At 34.5% G+C, this 17,770-nt stretch carries 22 protein-coding genes; 2 read left to right on the top strand and 20 right to left on the bottom strand.

Going from position 1 to position 17,770, the window contains the following annotated elements; translation table 11 throughout:
- Positions 1–94 precede the first annotated feature (94 nt).
- Genes AHA02nite_RS08705 through AHA02nite_RS08695 form a run of 3 tightly spaced genes read right to left on the bottom strand, consistent with a single transcriptional unit; the run spans position 95 to position 2,675 of the window.
- A complete protein-coding gene (locus AHA02nite_RS08705) occupies positions 95–880 on the bottom strand; it encodes a class II aldolase/adducin family protein (protein ID WP_246118839.1) in 786 nt (261 codons plus the stop codon).
- A gap of 18 nt (positions 881–898) precedes the next feature.
- Positions 899–1,888, bottom strand: coding sequence for a glycine betaine ABC transporter substrate-binding protein (locus AHA02nite_RS08700; protein WP_146816383.1), 990 nt, complete (start codon positions 1,886–1,888; stop codon positions 899–901).
- A gap of 16 nt (positions 1,889–1,904) precedes the next feature.
- The gene (locus AHA02nite_RS08695; RefSeq protein WP_146816381.1) at positions 1,905–2,675 is read right to left on the bottom strand and encodes a carbon-nitrogen hydrolase family protein; all 771 of its coding nucleotides are present in this window, start codon (positions 2,673–2,675) and stop codon (positions 1,905–1,907) included.
- Positions 2,676–3,201: 526 nt separating this feature from the next.
- Between AHA02nite_RS08695 and AHA02nite_RS08690 the strand changes: the two genes are divergently transcribed.
- Entirely contained in the window at positions 3,202–3,528 is a 327-nt protein-coding gene (locus AHA02nite_RS08690) for a CHY zinc finger protein (RefSeq protein ID WP_146816379.1), read from the top strand.
- Here the strand turns inward: AHA02nite_RS08690 and AHA02nite_RS08685 are convergent, their stop codons facing one another.
- Entirely contained in the window at positions 3,529–3,768 is a 240-nt protein-coding gene (locus AHA02nite_RS08685; RefSeq protein ID WP_146816377.1) for a DUF3953 domain-containing protein, read from the bottom strand. It abuts the gene before it with no gap.
- 134 nt (positions 3,769–3,902) lie between these two features.
- On the opposite strand from AHA02nite_RS08685, the gene AHA02nite_RS08680 reads away from it, so the two are divergent.
- Entirely contained in the window at positions 3,903–4,583 is a 681-nt protein-coding gene (locus AHA02nite_RS08680) for a restriction endonuclease (RefSeq protein WP_218025411.1), read from the top strand.
- A gap of 175 nt (positions 4,584–4,758) precedes the next feature.
- On the opposite strand, the gene AHA02nite_RS08675 is transcribed toward AHA02nite_RS08680, so the two are convergent.
- From AHA02nite_RS08675 to AHA02nite_RS08600, 16 genes are all read right to left on the bottom strand, one after another.
- Positions 4,759–5,361 carry a class I SAM-dependent methyltransferase gene (locus AHA02nite_RS08675; RefSeq protein WP_174758188.1) on the bottom strand — a complete coding sequence of 201 codons (603 nt, stop codon included), beginning with the start codon at positions 5,359–5,361 and terminating at the stop codon, positions 4,759–4,761.
- 50 nt (positions 5,362–5,411) lie between these two features.
- The gene (locus tag AHA02nite_RS08670) at positions 5,412–6,275 is read right to left on the bottom strand and encodes a DUF2628 domain-containing protein (RefSeq protein ID WP_146816373.1); all 864 of its coding nucleotides are present in this window, start codon (positions 6,273–6,275) and stop codon (positions 5,412–5,414) included.
- A 142-nt stretch (positions 6,276–6,417) separates the two neighbouring features.
- Positions 6,418–8,094, bottom strand: a complete 1,677-nt coding sequence (locus tag AHA02nite_RS08665) for a M4 family metallopeptidase (protein WP_246118838.1) — start codon at positions 8,092–8,094, stop codon at positions 6,418–6,420.
- A 407-nt stretch (positions 8,095–8,501) separates the two neighbouring features.
- Positions 8,502–8,819 carry a phospholipid scramblase-related protein gene (locus AHA02nite_RS08660; protein WP_170236028.1) on the bottom strand — a complete coding sequence of 106 codons (318 nt, stop codon included), beginning with the start codon at positions 8,817–8,819 and terminating at the stop codon, positions 8,502–8,504.
- A gap of 35 nt (positions 8,820–8,854) precedes the next feature.
- Positions 8,855–9,073 carry an LURP-one-related/scramblase family protein gene (locus AHA02nite_RS08655; RefSeq protein WP_146816369.1) on the bottom strand — a complete coding sequence of 73 codons (219 nt, stop codon included), beginning with the start codon at positions 9,071–9,073 and terminating at the stop codon, positions 8,855–8,857.
- 47 nt (positions 9,074–9,120) lie between these two features.
- On the bottom strand, positions 9,121–9,522 hold the full coding sequence (locus tag AHA02nite_RS08650) for an RDD family protein (RefSeq protein ID WP_146816367.1): 402 nt from the start codon (positions 9,520–9,522) through the stop codon (positions 9,121–9,123).
- 109 nt (positions 9,523–9,631) lie between these two features.
- The gene (locus AHA02nite_RS08645; RefSeq protein ID WP_170236027.1) at positions 9,632–9,856 is read right to left on the bottom strand and encodes a superinfection immunity protein; all 225 of its coding nucleotides are present in this window, start codon (positions 9,854–9,856) and stop codon (positions 9,632–9,634) included.
- Between the two features lie 39 nt (positions 9,857–9,895).
- A complete protein-coding gene (locus AHA02nite_RS08640) occupies positions 9,896–11,017 on the bottom strand; it encodes a hypothetical protein (RefSeq protein ID WP_146816364.1) in 1,122 nt (373 codons plus the stop codon).
- Positions 11,018–11,043: 26 nt separating this feature from the next.
- A complete protein-coding gene (locus AHA02nite_RS08635; RefSeq protein WP_146816362.1) occupies positions 11,044–11,961 on the bottom strand; it encodes a DUF2628 domain-containing protein in 918 nt (305 codons plus the stop codon).
- A 396-nt stretch (positions 11,962–12,357) separates the two neighbouring features.
- Positions 12,358–12,840, bottom strand: a complete 483-nt coding sequence (locus tag AHA02nite_RS08630; protein WP_146816360.1) for an immunity 26/phosphotriesterase HocA family protein — start codon at positions 12,838–12,840, stop codon at positions 12,358–12,360.
- Between the two features lie 213 nt (positions 12,841–13,053).
- A complete protein-coding gene (locus AHA02nite_RS08625; protein ID WP_146816358.1) occupies positions 13,054–13,437 on the bottom strand; it encodes a hypothetical protein in 384 nt (127 codons plus the stop codon).
- A 1,007-nt stretch (positions 13,438–14,444) separates the two neighbouring features.
- Positions 14,445–14,798 (bottom strand): hypothetical protein, encoded by a 354-nt coding sequence (locus AHA02nite_RS08620; protein ID WP_146816356.1) that lies wholly within the window; start codon positions 14,796–14,798, stop codon positions 14,445–14,447.
- 120 nt (positions 14,799–14,918) lie between these two features.
- Positions 14,919–15,209 (bottom strand): hypothetical protein, encoded by a 291-nt coding sequence (locus AHA02nite_RS08615; protein WP_146816354.1) that lies wholly within the window; start codon positions 15,207–15,209, stop codon positions 14,919–14,921.
- Positions 15,210–15,768: 559 nt separating this feature from the next.
- Positions 15,769–16,167 carry a hypothetical protein gene (locus AHA02nite_RS08610; protein ID WP_170236025.1) on the bottom strand — a complete coding sequence of 133 codons (399 nt, stop codon included), beginning with the start codon at positions 16,165–16,167 and terminating at the stop codon, positions 15,769–15,771.
- A 209-nt stretch (positions 16,168–16,376) separates the two neighbouring features.
- The gene (locus tag AHA02nite_RS08605) at positions 16,377–16,730 is read right to left on the bottom strand and encodes a hypothetical protein (RefSeq protein WP_146816350.1); all 354 of its coding nucleotides are present in this window, start codon (positions 16,728–16,730) and stop codon (positions 16,377–16,379) included.
- A gap of 18 nt (positions 16,731–16,748) precedes the next feature.
- On the bottom strand, positions 16,749–17,770 hold a 1,022-nt coding region (locus tag AHA02nite_RS08600; protein WP_246118837.1), incomplete at its 5' end, for a colicin E5-related ribonuclease.

The following is a 17,770-nucleotide window of genomic DNA, read 5'->3' as shown; positions in this document are numbered from 1 at the left end:
CTTGTTTAATCTACAAATGGTTAGGTATTTCCCCGGAAATATACAAATTTCGCAAAAAAAAGGAGATCGAATTCTCCGACCTCCTTATTACACTTTATTCCAGTAATTCTGGTTCTTCTTTTATTATTCTTTGCCATAACGGTTGAAAACTTTCCCAACCATCAATTTCTCGGCCGACTTGACTAGCAGTGTGAGCAGCATCCTGAGTTTTAATTGGATTAACGATTCCAGCCGATTCTGCTAACAATTGGGACTGACAAGACCTTTCCATTGTTATGAACCAAAAAGCAGCAGAATCAACCGACTGCCCAACTGTTAATAAGCCGTGACTTCTTAAAATCACTGCCTTATTTTGACCCAGCGCTTTGCCTATTCGCACACCTTCATCTTCATCTAATGCTACTCCCTTATATTCATCAAAAATAGAATGATCATTATAAAATGCACAAGCATCTTGGGTTAATGGATCTAACAACCTGCCACTTACAGACCAAGTCTTTCCATAGACTGAATGTGCATGTGCGGAAGCAACCACATCAGGTCGAGCCTCATGTACAGCGGAGTGAATCGCAAATGCCGATTTATGGACAGAATATTTACCTTCAACAACTTCTCCTAAATTATTGACTAACACTAAGTCCGAAGCCTTTATATCTTTAAAATGCATACCGTATGGATTGACCCATAAATGGTCTGTTAACTCTGGGTCCCGATATGTAATATGACCTGCCACTCCCTCTGAAAAGCCAAATTTTCCAAACAACCTAAAGGCAGCAGCTAGCTTTTGTTTATTATGCTGTCGTTCTTCTGCGACTGAGTTGAAAACTGGTTGTTTAATGTAGTCTCTTATACCTTTTCCCACTACTTTTTCATTCGTCAAAATTTGCCTCCTCACACTTTATAACTCTGATTGCACTTTTTCAACGACATCCTCTGGTACCCAGTTTGTCCAAAGTTCTTCATTTTCTTGTAGGAACTTTATTGCAGCGTCTCTAGGCGTTGCATCATTATTTTGGATATAAGATAAAGCTTCATTTGTAATATCACTGCTTGTTTGATAATTGCTTAGGAATTCTGTTACTTCTGGTGCGCGATCAGGTAAACTGCTCGTGACAACAATTTCAATATCTTGTGTTGCAATGCTTTCTAATGGCCCTTCCTCTTTTTCAACGATCGGTGTCATATCATACTGACCCATAATCCAGTTCGGTTCATAGTTATAGCCAATCCACGGTTCACCATTTTCGTAAGCATTTGTTAGATCTGAATTTATTGCCATTTCAGAACCTGGACGAGAGTAGTTAAATGTATCGTCTAACCCGTAATGTAAATATGCGTCATGTAAAATCTCATCAACTGTCCAACCAGAAATAGCTCCAACAATTCTACCCTTTGAATGTTCCTCTGGGTCTTGGAACACTTCTTTATATTCTGGGAGGTCCTCTACATACTTCAAGTCTGGAGCAACCGGATCAATCCCTCTTTCCTCATCGCCTTCAATGACATAAGTGGGAACGTAAAAACCTTGGTAATTGTCATCAAAGTTTAAAGATACTTTTTGAAAATCACCATTTTCAATTCCTTCAGAATAAATATCTTCCAAGTTATCCTTCCAAACTTCCATATGTACATCAATATCGCCATCTGATATACCAGCCCAAACGGCTGTACTTGAACCTGTTATTTGGGAAGTTTCATAATCGTAACCGGCTTCTAAAATTACACTAGCTACTTCATTGTGGAAGATTAGACTATCCCAACCAGCATCTGCAAATACTATAGGTTCTTGACCCTCACTTGACTGACCATTACAGGCGGTCAAAAGTCCCATAGTTACGATTAACACTGCTATCGCATAATTAAGTTTATTTTTATACAAAAATAACATCCTCCATATTAATATATTAGTTATAAACATTGGGCATTCTATTAGTGATATACTGCAAGTTTCGATCTTTTTCATCGTGTATTTCGACCTCAGCAGTTTCAACATTTGGTTCATTTTTTAACTCTGTTATAGTTTGACCCTTATTGTCATAACAAGCGCTCTCACCAAAAAACTTAGTATGACGTTCAAGACCAATTCTATTACATAAAGCGATTGGCAACTCATTTTCCATTGACCTAGCCCTTAAATAAGTCCTTTGGTAATATTGGTAAGGTTCCATGTTATTTGTTGGCGTTAAAATGATATCTGCACCCTTCAACTTTAAAGAACGAGCTGACTCAGGAAAATCTAAGTCAAAACAAATCATTAATCCAATTTTACCAAGTGGTGTATCAAACACTTTAAACTGCTCACCTGCAGTAAAGACCTCTTTTTCTGTACCATATAAATGGACTTTCCGGTAAATTCCTAACAAATTACCTTCACTTGAAATTAGGCTTGCAGAATTATAAACGTGTCCCTCCTCGCCAAGTTCTGCCCACGGAATTACCGCATTAACTTTCAATTCTCGACACTTATCCATTAGATAAGTCATATGTGGCCCCTCAATCGATTCAGCCATTTCATGCTTAACATCTTGTATGAAGTATCCAGTTAAAGCTAATTCAGGGAATAGTACAATGTCAGCATGATCATTACTTGCTTGCTTCATGATATCGACCATTTCATGAGCGTTCTTTCCTTTATCACCTAACTCAGGTAAGAATTGCCCTAGCGTAACTTTCAAGTTTTTACACCCCTCTCACCAAGAACAAAACCAAGTTTATTCTATTTGATTACACCACATTCTACAAATTACGTAGAGGTCATATTAACTTTAAAAACAGTCAAAAGATTGAGTAATATATACCTGACCTAGGGTTTAGATTGAATTTCGACAATATTCTTTAAATTTCGATTAATAACATAAAATGCAAGTTTATATTTTAAAACTATGATAAATTAGTAGAAAAGGAAGGTGAGGCACCGTGGAACTAATCAGTAATGTATGGACTACCATGATTGTAACGGGGATTGTTTTGTTCTTAATTTTAGTAATAGTAGATCGAATGCGAGGTAAGTCAACAAGCCGAGCCATGAGAGAACTACAAACATCCTCTTTCTTTACCTTTGTTATGCTTGTGACATCAGTATTGGCCGTTATAGAGCTCGGATTTACATACCTTTTTTATATCAGCCTTTTATTCTCCATAGCTGGAGTTGGGATGATTTTATTATCAATTAGAAAGTTAAGAAAATAAGGAGAGGTTATGATGCTTGTACATGGGAAAAATGTATTCGGAAGTATAGATCAAGAAACGCGATGCAACCATTACAACACCGAAGTTGATCGGATTGCGATTAAGTTTAAATGTTGTAAAGAATATTTTCCTTGCTATAAGTGCCATGAGGAACATACGAGCCACGCGATCGAGAAATGGGCCAAGGATGAAAGAGATACGAAAGCAATTTTATGTGGTTCATGTGGTAATGAATTAACAATTCATGAATACACGAACCACGGGACACATTGCCCAAAATGTAACGCTCAATTTAATATAAACTGCCAGATGCATTACCATCTTTACTTTGAATTATAATTAGACAATACCTAAGGCTATTAATACAACAACTACAAACAATAATGCGGATGCCACCATGAAAGAAACGCCATTAAACTTTGAACCAGATTTAAAATTCTCAACACCAATTAATAAGACTAATAACCCTATTAATGATGTAATAAGTAGTGGCGACGTGTTTACCGTATTAGTAAAATAATTTAACACAATTAAAAGGAAAACAGATATTGAAAGCATAAAGTTAACTCTAACTAGCATTTTAAACACCTCTTAATGTCTTTATTACCACATACATTCTACTATGATTTGGAACATTTTAAAAAGGAAATCTTCTCAACTTCCCACCGTTTATGTTAACTAACGTGCGAATGTTACTCAAAGGTAGTGGTAAAATGGGTTATTTCATCTCTTTTGGACATAATAATGTAGAGGTGAAAGGTGTGAATAAAAGAAGGAAAAAGGCAGATCCACTATTAATCGCAATTCTAATAGGTGTATTTATAGTAGCTTTAACATTTGACTTACTTAAATGGACATTTAACATTCCAGGTATTGCGTGGGTTGCAACAGCTGGTGTACTCGTGTTAATCTACTTTGCTCGCTCCTACTTAAACGAGCGTAAGCGGGCACGTATGATTGAATATAGAAGACAATACTTACAAAAACATGGTGAGCTTAAACAATTAAAACAAATGTCTCCCAATGAATTTGAACAATATATTAGTGATCTGTTCGTACAAATGGGTTATAACGCTTTTGTGACAGAACCAAATGGAAAGCCTTGTGAAGATTTAATTGTTTCGTTTGATGACTTCTTTGCAACTGTCGTCTGCCGAAATGGCGAAAATATTACCGTCACACCAGAAGAAGTGAGAAAATGTGAGTCATCACTTGAACAGTCAAATGCTTCGATCGCTTTCTTCATTACAACAGGTGATTTCGAAGAGCAGATCCATTCACAATCAGTTAAATTAATTAATGGGAAAGACTTGATGAAACTAATTAATGAAGTAACAGCCGAAACAAAAGGTGGACAAATGTATCAACCTTTTAAGCTTTTGCAAATTCAATAATTAAATATGGGACTGACTCGCTCTAAATAATACTTTTAGTCAAGCTCATGGTTGTATTTAGAGAGGATAAACGCTCGCTCCATGATCTAATCGCTAAAACATATGTCACCTATAATGAGCCTTATGAATTATCTCAATATAGTTAACGAATTGCCGCCTTATTAGCGGCAATTCGTTAATTTTTTTGGATAATAACTTGTATAACATGACTTAACCCGTAATGACGATCGCCTTCATACCTTTCAGCTTCACCATAGTAATAATGGAGGCATTTATACGGTTCTATCCAGTCTAATACTTCTTTAGGATGATACAACAACTCTTCTGACTTCGGACCACCTGATTGATAAGGGAGTTGATGATGTGAATATACTTCAAACATAACAAACCCACCAGGCTTTACAGACCTAATTAAATTTTGAATGAAGAACGATTGATTTTGTTTTGGCACATGTCCAAACACCATAACTGCCGCGTCATATAAATTCGCCTCCACCGTCTCTATAATGAGGTCTTTTTCATTCGTTTTAACATCAACCTGTCTTTCTTTAGCTAATTCTTTCGTTTTCTCTAACCCAACCTCTGATTGGTCATAAGACGAAACATCATATCCTTTTTCAGCTAAATAAACAGCATTTCTCCCTTCACCTTCAGCAAAACAAGCGACTTTTGCCCCTTCAGGAATTACACCGCTATAAGCTTTAACAAACTCGTTCGGTTCTTTACCATAAATAAACTTCTCTTCTGAAAAGTTCTCATTCCACATGTCTTTTGACACTTGATCTTCACCACCTTGTACATCTAAAAGCTCTCATGACAACTATTGTATTACTTAAACAAGTTATTTAACAAATTCCAGGCTTCATCACCGGTCAACAAATAGCCATCCACTAGCACCTCTGACATTACTGCTTGATAAGCATGAGGGTTTACTTCAAACACTAGCGTGACTTCATAAATTTCATCTCTTTGTAGTAAAGTTCCGTTATAGACAACTTCTTCTGTTACTCCTTCAAGGTCGTTCGTATTCCATTGTCCAAACATAAATTGATTTTCAAGCACTTCACCAACCGTGCGTCCGTCACCTTCAATCGTTGAACGACTCACAATGTCTACCGGTGAATAATAACTTCTAGGCTCTACTCCAACAGGTTGTGCTTCTTCAATCCTGTCTTCAATTGCATCCACAACGATCAACAACGCCATACTGACAACCGCTAATGCTAACAACGCTAGAACACTAGATAACAAAGACGTTTGCCCGGTCTTTTCTGCTCCTGTCACTTGCGCTTCCCTTGAAACGGGTGTGTAAGCTAAAATTTTAACATTGCGATAAACATGAACCATATAAAATTGATTTCCTAAAGCTCCAATAATTAAATGCGTGGCAAAAATAACACCAACTATAGCTAATAAAAACCAGTCTGTAGAATGTTCGTGCAACTGCCGATAAACTAATACGCCGACTATAACAACTTTGAGAAATGCAAAAGCTACTGCATGACGGTACATTTTCCGATAAGCTAACCACATAACCCCAAATAAAAACGCAGCAAAATTCCATGAAAGCTTCGACTGCTTTCTGTTCATATCGGTAAAACTTTTTATATAATACCAATACTTCTTACCTATATAATCTTCAACAAGCTCCTCATCCATACGGAAAATTCTCGGCCCTGTTTGTGAACTCAATTCTCTCTCTCCATTCAGCTTTCTGACTTCATACAATATTTTATTAAAAGCCGAAAACAAACATGACAATGGAGAATTTATAGTAAAAACAAAAAGGTCTTAAGCCACATTTGACTTAAGACCTCTGATTGACTATTATTTACTATTCATAAATTCCAACTTGGTCAAAACCACTAGCTGTTGCTAAAGCTTCTTCACTACCTTCACCATATAGATCTATGGCAGACTGAATGAGCACTTGACGAGCTTCTTGGAAGTCAGAATAAGGCGTTAAATAGTGAACAAGTGCACGGTAATAAATTTGACCTAAAGCATCTCTTCCAATCTCTTGTGCAGTTAAATAAGCTGCGTGGTTAATAATTGAAGAGTTAATGTGTACACCACCATTATCCAAATGAAGTGGCAAATCGTAATACTCATCCATGTGAGATGGGTATAAACCATCGCCATTTCCATAAGGGATGTAAGCTTCATTTACCGGAAACTTACTTGGGTCACTTAAACTGCGAAGAGCTGTGCGCCCATCTGCAATAGCACCTGGACCCATAATATCTTCACCAATCTCCCAGTTTTCATCATCAATAATTGCACCGAAAATATCAGCATATGCCTCATTCAATGCCCCTGGTTGATTCCGATAAACTAAGTTCGCAGTATTTGTAATCACACCGTGAGTCATTTCGTGTGCAGCAACATCAAGTCCTGCCGATAGAGGAACCATAAAATCGCCATCACCATTTCCGTAAGTCATATGACGCCCATTCCAGAAAGCATTATTAAAATCAGTTCCGTAATTTACATAGGATATAATCGCCATACCGTCATCATCTAAAGAGTTGCGATCATGTTCATCTTTATAGTACTCATAAACAACTTCTGAATTGTAATGAGCATCTACCGCTGGATGGTGGTATTCATCTTTAAAAGATGCACTATTATTTTCCGCTAGCTCTCCAGTATTATAATCATAAGTATATATACCTTCTAATCCTTCATGTGAATGGTCCGCTAGCATAAACATAGTGCCACCTTTATCTGGTTTCACTCGTGACATATGAAGTTCGTCTCGATGTTCACCGTGAACACCAGTTCCAACACCTTTATGGCCTTCCATTGCATCTTCGTATTCTTCAACAGGGTGTAATGCATTGAACTGATCAACAACTTGTCCATCATGTGCATCAACATACACATACCAATTACCCGGTTCACCTGACATAAAATTCACATTCACTTTATGTGTTAGGTAATGATCTTCACCAAAAGGATAAATAACAAGTTCAGACTCTGGTTCATACGTTAAATCATCTGGCGCACCTACCGAAGATTTAGCAAGTTCTATCGCTTCTTCTTCACTTAGACTAGGTTCTGTTTCAAACCCATCTAAAAAGGAATCATCGCTAATATGACCATTCATAGAGGTCACTTCATTTTCATCATTAAAATGAACAATAATTTCCGCTCCCTCTACTGGAACTCCATCTTTTTCCTGAGCAAACCGGACATGCGTCATTCCCAGTTCATCTTCTTGAACTTCCTTAGCCTTCAAGTTTTCTTCTACTTGTTGTATACCATGTTCACTCTTTTTTGTTCCCAAGTATGCTTTTGCACTATTCACATCGCTACTTCCAAATCGCTCTGCATGCTTTTCTTGCACAAAAATTGGTACATGATCAGGTAACTCCTTAACTTTTTGTTGAGCAACTGTACTTGGAACCTGAACATCTCCATCTTCCATTAAAGCATAACTTGTATGAAATCCTCCAAACAATAACGTTGAGGCTAATACAATAGATGTCGTTTTTCTCATCTTTTTCATATTATTCCCTCCAATCTATTAATTAACTATAATTATAGACTGGAAAAAATAGGTTGTCATGATTAATATTCATTATATTCAGAAAATTATAATAGTAGTCTAAAAGTTGTATAAATAGCGAATATAAAGGCGTCCGAAAGCTTTGATATCAATGCATGAGTCTATGTCGCTACTAAAGTATGATATTTCGTTTTGCGAAATTTTCACAGGAGGTATGAACTAGTTTATAAAGGGAAATACAACCAAAACATCAAGACATCTTGGATATCTCTTGCATAGTTAATTTCTATATCTTTCATAGGTCTCTGAACCGGTTACTCTTGAGCTGATCTATACTCACAAACTTCTCCATCATCACTACAAAAGAAGACTCGCCATTCTGCGAGTCTTCTTTTATTTACATCAGCTTAATTAAAGTGAATAAAATCTATTAAAATGATAGCTCCTAGTAATATCTTTTTATATTCTACTGACAACTGATGATCTATTTTCATACCGAAGAAGTTATCACTTTTAACTAACCGATTAATATTATCAGGCCATTTCTTTTCAATAACCCCTACTTCTTCCCGACTCATATTTTCAATATTAAAGGAACGAGCCCAAACAATACTAGAGGACAATTCAAAACATGGTTCTTGATCCTTATCCCTTACGATATACCTATTTTCTATAAACGATTTTTCTATACTACCTAATAAACCTTCATCATCATGAATATCCAACTTATGGTTAGTTAGCCTAAATGGTTTCTGTAGTCTTATATATATTCTCTATCCCCTTGGAATACCACCATTTCAAATGAACGCCTTACTGAAGAAAGTAACCTAGTCGAAATCCGTTTACTTCTTTCTTCGATTCTTAAAATCTGCTCACCTTCACCATTTTTTACAAGATACTCATTTAAACGAGCAAAGCCACTTAGCTCTACTTTATTCAATTTATCTACTAAAATTAATTGTTCATTTTCTAAAGCCATTTCCTCTCTCCTTCTCGATACAAAACAACAGTAACTTCTGAACGTTTCTACTGCACTTTTTTAACTTCAGTTTGCGAGATAAACTCACCCAACCTCTTTCTGAAGAGAATGATCGGTATAACACCCCAGCCAGCAACATAATCAATTGGACGAAATAAATTCCTTATGACTAATTGCTTAGTTGATATTTCAGTCGATCCAGTTCTTGAATCGACAACTTGAAGTTTCATGACTCTTTTCCCAATTGTTTGAGATGTTTTATTTTCAAAATATAATCCATATAAAAAATAAAAGATAACAATTAAAGCTACTAACGTATAAAAGCTCGGCCAATCTAAATTAACTTGATTAGTTAAGTGTTCACTGAATATGACAATTGGTAATATTACCAAGGTTAGAATCACATGATCAATGAATCCTCCTGCTAACCTTCTTAGGATAAAAGACATGTTAACCACCCTTAATCACCTTCCTTTGTACACAAACTCATATTATGACTAGAACGTAAAAGTAATAACTAAAGCCAAACGAAAGAAAAGACTCGCCTAGTGACGAGCCTTACATTCTTTTTGGTTTCACTGCATTATACATCTTGTCTTGTGGGTCGTCCTTTAACGCTAAGTAAAGTGCTGTAAACCACCCAACCACACTCCAGCTCAAAAAAGCATTAATACAAAATATCATGACGCGGTTATGCTTGTTTCTCTTAATCGCTATATAAGATGGGATGAAATGAATTGCAATAAAAAAAGCAAATCCTAATATACCAATGATTAAATCCATAAGACCTCTCCCTAATTCTAGAAACTTTTCTTTCACACCCTAGGGTTCAACAACAACTCTCCATGGGGAAATATTCTCTAATTGATACTGATTTGTAATTTCTAGATCATGGTTCATAACCAATAAATAATAACCCATATCAAAATCTCGGCTGATTACATAAATGTGATCGTCTACCGCTTCTATATCTATTGTTGCGATATCATCCTCTAAAGAAACCATTTTATGATCATCCATTTCAATATCATAAGATGCTACATATTTTGTATTTTCCTCATAGCCCAAATCTTCCTTTAACATATAAATACTATTTTGGTTTGCAGCTATTAGGGTTATTTCCGTATCTTCCATCCTAGTAAGCTTGTCCATTGAAGTATCATCAATTTGCGTTAGGAAATACCTATCGTTCTGAACAATAGCGGCTAATAACCCATGTTCTTCCGTCAAAGTCATATCCACTATACGGCTATTCCTTACTTGAATCGTCTCTTCGATCGTAAACTGAATTAAATCAATTTCATATATTGTCATATCACCATCACGATTCTCACACGATACATATGCCTGCTCATTCAGTCCAGTTAAGCTTTGACAATCACCGTTCACCTCTTGTCTCTTCACAAACTCTTCAGCATCAAGGTCGAAAATTCCAATCTCATTACCTAAGACTGAACTAGAAACAGTCAAAATAAAGTCTTGGTATACATGAAAGTTGTCACTGACTGGTGAAAAGTCATGTTCCCTTGAAAGCCTATACTTTGTATCTTCACCTTGTTCATTAATTTCAACAAATCCACTGAAATATGCATAAGGATAAGACTTTGCATCTAACCCATAACTAAATATTAATGAATCTCTTTCCGGGATAATTTGTAAACTTTTTGTAAAACCTCTTGTCCTCAATTGAAAATCTTGCGTCATAGATTCTTTTTCTAACCCAGTTGCCCCTTGTGATCCCAGTATCATAATAGAGTCAAGTTTTATAGCTTCTTTTTGTTCAAATTCACTTTTATGAATAGAATGCAAAATGGAAATTGTAATAACTAGTGTCAATAACAACGTGATTGTTAGTGTAGAGATGAGCACGATTTTTACTTTCTTGTTTTTAAGTATTTCTAATAAAATAAGCCATAGTAAGTTTTTATTATTATTTCCTCCCATAACCCACCCTCTAAAACAATATAAAATTAATTAAAGATTTCAAAATACATATGTTCTAGTTCTTCTTGAGCTAATGGCGTGCCATCAAGCGAAATCTGGTAGTACCAAACTTCATACGTTTCGGTATTTACATCAAATATAATTTCCACTTCATCAACATGATCTTCTTGGTCCCAACCGGTACCAGTATACACGACTTCCACCCACTCATCGTCAAAAGGGTAAGACTCCCAGTCACTTTGATCAAACTGATTGTCTAGTGCATGTTCTAGAGGTGTTGTATCCGTTTCTGAAACGGTTGTAACTTGTACAATTTCGATAGCTGACATACTTTCAAAGTCAAAAGTGCCATCTGAATTTTCTCCTATGAATGCCATTGTTCCATTAAATGTAAAGAGTATAATAAATGTAATAAAGATTGCTATAATTGACGTACCACCTTTAGTTCTGGCTTTTTTATGTTGTTCTTTTTCTTCAGCAGTATAGCGGGTAATTAATGAGATATTTTTCTCAACCTTTTTCATGTATAAATAATTACCAAACATACCTAATAAAACTTTAGAAAGAACAAAAGGAATTCCTACTATAAAGATTATAGTATCATTTGCCAGACCCAGACCCATTAGGTCAGTTACAAACATTAATATAATACCAAAGGCATAAAAACCAATATATAACCCTGCAGCTAAACCATACATTTTACGGTACACTAACCAATAGATGTCAATAAAGAAAGCAACGAAATTGAAAGATAACTTAGTATCTTTTTGCTTAAATTTATTAAATTTATCTTTATAATACTCATCGTTTCGACCGATGTAATCAGATGTTAATTCGTCGTGTTTCTTTTCCAACTCTTCCTCTATTGCACGACGATCATATACTTTTGTGTCTTCATCTACTTGAGTAGTATCATCATGATTTGAACTATTATTTTGATCCACCTTACTCCCTCTTTTCTTTCTATACTTTAATAATCCATAATATAAAGGTTCTAGTTACTACAACTCATCTCTACAAAACAACATTTCGACACTTTCCTACAAATTTCCTCCCTCACAGGAAAATTTTTCTTACCTTTATTAATTATTTGTTAGGTAGGATTTGTTATTAGAGTTATAGTTTATTAAGATGAGGAAGTTATTGTTCGGAACGGGGGGTTCCACAAAAAAGAACCTTGAAAGGCATATAGCCGATCAAAGTCCTTTTTACAAGTCATAGAATAGCTTTATGAACTAGAGTCCATCAAGCTTAAATTTTTCATTTTAAATACCTATTTCTGATGTAAAGCTTATAAAGATAATTTACTTCATCAGTTATATACTATTTGGAATGGGAGATCATGTATTCAATAAGCTAGGCTTTTTGTCAATTACTTGCTTTATATCATATGCCACCGAACCATAACTACCAATACCAAAATCAGTATAAATAGTAGGTGTAAAGCTTATAGGTTTACCTTCCTCATCTAAATACTGCTTTGTAACAATATCCCAAAAACCATAATCTTTTTTATAGTCTTCATCTTTAACTGGGATATGGCCAATACTACAGAAATAACCTTTTAACCATCCTTGGTTGTTCACAATTTTAGGTGCAATTAGTAGCTCTCGATTATCTAAATGATTAGGCAACTTCAATTCATTCGTTGGGTTCTGATATATATACACTAAACTCCAGCCACTCATACCTGGTCTTTGAATAGATATGTTCACCTTCATTACCCTACCATAAAAATAAATTCCTTCTTTTGGTTGAAGTACAAAGACTTCCCCTGCTTTTCTCTTCTTTCTAGATGGTTTCATTTTAATCAATAAATCCATAACCTCACCTCTAATCGATAACGTTCAATGATATCTCCATGGCGATCAGTTAACTCGCTAACAGATGACATAACATCGTATTGGTGGTTCGTAGAGAATTAATTAATGGAACTCTTTTCGACAAACTTCATGTGAGTCCCTATAAGAAAGGAAGCCCCGTCTAATGACAAGTCTTCTAGATTGTATATTCACTACCATTCAATAAAGTAATTATTAAATCTGATATAACGTAATAGCCAACCCACTTTCTCCCATTAAACCGTCATCAATTTCTACCACAATATTTTTCTCAGGAAAAAGCTCTTTTACCCTCCGACTCCAAAAATAAACTAGCGTTTCACCAAATTGATTAATAAGCTTTTCATTTTCTACTGATTCAGTATATGCCTCTAAAAAGAAGTCACCCAAAGACCATGTATTAACAAATTGTTCAATTTTCTTTCTATCATTTTCAAACTGTTCCTCAAGTCTTTCTATGTTATTCTGATATAGGTCCGAAATAAAGGTACAACCTTTTACTTCAATAACTTCAGGGCATAAAACACTAGCTACTGCTATAAAGTCTTCTATACTACAGGGATTTGCTACATGATTCATGAAAGAAACTCCATTTTGGTTCTTAAACTCATTAAAAGTTTCTTTTTTTACTACACTGTTGTGAATCAAATAAACACCTCTCTCATACTCGTATTTAATTTCTTAGCAACTGTAGTACCTCACCGTTAATAAAAATAAATATAAACTATTTATAATCATTTCAATATTTTAAACCTACTAAAAAAGATAGATGATAATTAAAATCAATAACAAATTATATATACTTATCACAAAATTAATAATTAATAATAGGATATTTTCTTTTGATTTCACCGCTTTAACTAAACAAAATATGTGAACAAGATATAATATTACACTTAGCTCGACCGGCCTGTAAAAGACCTCAGATGTTAGCATCATTGATTTATACCAAAAGTAAATTGATAGAATTGATAATAATAGCGAGCAGCTTGCATAGAGGCAACTGCGATTTAAAACTTTTTCTTTTATCATAATAAGTTACCGCCTTTACTAAACGATTGAGAAACACCAATCCGATGTGATATGACCTGCAAACCTGCTATTTCTATTTTGATCATCAATTATTAATACCTATAGAAATTAAGACTAATATGACTACTAAACAGGGGAGGTTTAATATACTAACAATAGTGTTAAAACCTAATAATATTAAGTTATTACGATATTTTATTGCTTTAATAAATAAAATTATATGCGCTAAATAAAATATAATATAAAGAAAGAAGAATAATGTAAAAAAACCTTCTACTCCCCACATAAAGAAATAAAAACCTATCGATGTAAGACCAAGAAGTGTTGATAATAAACTTTGCTTGTATTTTTTTCTATTAACATAAACCTTAAGGTTCACACTCTACCTCCTTGGCTTTCTTATAAATACTATAAATCACACTCTTTAGTGAGTAATTCATCAATAACTCAATTCGACAAATCTCACGTGAATTCCTCCACCGCGATTTTTACATTTGGCATAAGGAACCTCCAAAAAAACCTTGAAAGGCAGTGGTCCAATCAAGGTATAATACTTATTCTTTATTTACCAGCATTGAATTACAAACAATTTCAATATCTAAAGGTGGGGCAGTTACCCTGCAATTAAATAAGGATTTATTACATTTTTCATATTCGGTTATATCAATATCTTGTATAAAATAAGGTATTTGTGATAAATTCATTTCTCTAAGAGGGTGTAGTCTGTCTTCAATACTAGTAGTAAAACAAACTCTAGAACAACCCAAGAAATGTATTTTTACTTCGCCATCAGTGTCTTGAAAAACTATCTTCACTTCATAACCAAAGTAATCCGATCTTAATTTTACCATCCGTGCATCCCAATAATGATAACCTTCTATTTTCTGTTGAATTTGTTGTGCGTTCAACTTATATCACCCCACTTATGATAAATAAAAAACTAGTAAGTATACATCAGTTTTTTACAACTTATATTCATTAAGAAATGCAATAAAACCTGACTGCTTAAACAATTCGTAAGATATTTATTAATAAAAACCTAAAGACATAAGCGATAATACTAGAAGCATGTTAAATAGAAATAACAATAAAGCTATAAATAACAATACTTTATTAGACCTACGTCTAAAACCTAAAATAAGTAAAATTGACTGCAAAGGAACTGATACCCACACTAAAGTATCTAACAAGATGTCAATGAAGGTTGGAACAGGTAATTGATAATTAAATCTGACTAATAACCTAAGGATCAAGAAGGGTAATACACCAAATAAAATTGAAAGCAAAATGATCTTATTGTGTTTCACAAAACTCCACATCAAATCCTCCTTTCTTCTACAGGCATTACATGTAATATCTCTTGAGGAAGCGTTCAACCTTCCCTGCATATCAATAAGACCTGCGTCTTGGTCATAATGCCTCTCAATAATTAAAGCTAATTAATACAGCATATAAAATAATTAAAACTAACAATAAATTATAAATACTAGTTATAAAACTAATTATTAACAATATTTTATTTTCTTTAAGTCTAACCGCTTTAATCAAACAGATTATATGAACAAAATAAAAAATTACGCTTAACTCAATGTATGGTTTATAAGAGACTTCTGTTGTAAGGCTCATCCCCTTATACCACAATAAAATTGAAAGAATTGCTATTAATAATGAACTGATAGTATACAGGTTCCTATTATTGATAATCTTTTCCTTAATCATAAAGAAGTCACTACCTTTCAATACATAAAGAATTGAGAAACACCAACATAAATTAGTGTTTCTCAGTACAGTTCTTAAAGAATGTTTTCCCAATCTATAACTACCACTGTAATAGTGTCAGTGTCCTATTATAGTATTGCATGTAGTTATAAAATGATTTTAAAGCGAACCAATCATTTTCCGTACCCAAATTTCAATTAATTCTCCATTTTCATCAAAGCCGTAATATAGACTTACATCAGTTCTAAGAAAAAACTTATAAAAAGCTCTATAGTAACCCATATGAACCCTTATTGATTTCTCGCCAATTTCTCTCCTTGGGGTTATTCCTTGATGATAAAAACCATTTTCGTACCTTATCGATTTAATTTCCCATTCTTCGTTACCCTCTAAAAATTCAATAACATCTTCCATTTGCGTTCCCATAGGAGTTTCTTTCAACATATTTTCTCTTATTTCTTCTTCCGATTGTACTAATGGGTTTGTAATTAACCTTATTCCTAAAATAATAACTAATATTAAAAGAAAAATGCTTATTACAATGAGTATTTTCTTCACTTTAAACATCCCCTCTTACAAATGTCGGCTCCAATTTCTTAAAACTATTACTCTTGGACCTGATGTATCATAAAACCTCGCTTCTATACTAAGTGATGATTCGACAGATTTCGGTTAATCCCTCTAATCAATAACCCATATTTTTTAACTCAACATCTATTAAGTCAAAAAGAAACCTTGAAAGGCATAGAGCCAATCAAGGTATAGAATCACTTCTTTTTCCATTCAGCTTTATCAAAAGTTATGAATATGCAATATTGGTCACTATTATTCGAAAACTCTTTTAAAATTACAGAATGAGCAAATGAATTGCATTTTTTTAAAACTTCTTTCCAATCAACATTTTCTTCAAGTATATCACTAGTGTCTATCCCGTTTGGGGGAATAACAGGAATAATTCCATTTTTTTTAATGTAGAAGAACTCTACTCCAATAATAGCAATACCTAATTCGGTACACTGCTCGATAAAATCAACTGCAATATTTTTGTCAAAATACAATTCACCTGCTGATACATGAGTTATTTTAGAATATTTTTCATAAAGGTTTTCTTCTATTGTCATCTACTCACCACCTTAATCCTAATCCCAAGGAGGTACCCAATTTGGGTCATTTCTTTTACTAACTTGGACTATATCTCCTGTTCTATCGTTCCTTACCACATAACTTCCATCATCTCTAATATAAGCAGTAGCAGGGTCATTGTTTCTTGTACCATCAGGTCTATATCTTGTATCTCTTGTCACTTGAGTTCTATGAGGGTTTTGTAAAGTATTTTGAATTAGATTATCGTTCCACCCTCTATTATTCATTTGTTTAGCAATTTTACTATCATAGGTAAATGATACATTTCCCTTACCACCACGGAAGAAAAACCCTACTCCCTTTTCTCCTAATTTAAGGACTGGACCTGTAAATCCGAATGCCCTTTGCCACCAGGCTAGTTCTTCTTCCGTGATTAAGTCTTTTCCGCTGATTCCTTCTATAACACCCTTTGCATTCCCTATATAAGGAGTAAGGTCAGCACCTAACGAAACATGTTCTGGTTGAATTGATTCTGCAAGTTCATCGCCCATTTCTTGGAAGCTATTAAGACTTGTAGATACCGCATTGGATATTGCATCCCTCGCTGATGAGCCTGCATCTTGTTGTGATTGTGCATATTCAAAAGCAGACCTATTTTGTCCTTCCATCTGCAAAACACTTTGATGCTTCGCTTCAGCAGCATTTTGTCTTCTAATGTCTCTCACCATACCATCAGTAGACATATGCCCCGTGTCATGAAGGGTATCATAAGACGCTTCTGCCCATATTGGTGTGGTTGTATGGTGGTCGATATCACCCGGCATGGCGAAGTTACGATTCAAATACGACGCGTTTTGTTCTGCGATTTCTTCTGCTGTAATAGTATCGGTCCATGTTACTTCGCCGTCCAGCCTGAACTCGATCGTATCTTCTTCAAGTTGACGATCTGGACTATCATTAATGAACGTATACTTCGAATAATTGTACGTTAAGACATCTTGGATATCTCTCGCATAATTAATTTCCATATATCTTTCATAGGTCTCTGAACTGGTTACTCTTGAGCCTGATGTATACT

Source organism: Alkalibacillus haloalkaliphilus, from assembly GCF_007991275.1.
Taxonomy (GTDB): domain Bacteria; phylum Bacillota; class Bacilli; order Bacillales; family Alkalibacillaceae; genus Alkalibacillus; species Alkalibacillus haloalkaliphilus.
This window is presented reverse-complemented; position numbering and strand designations above follow the sequence as displayed.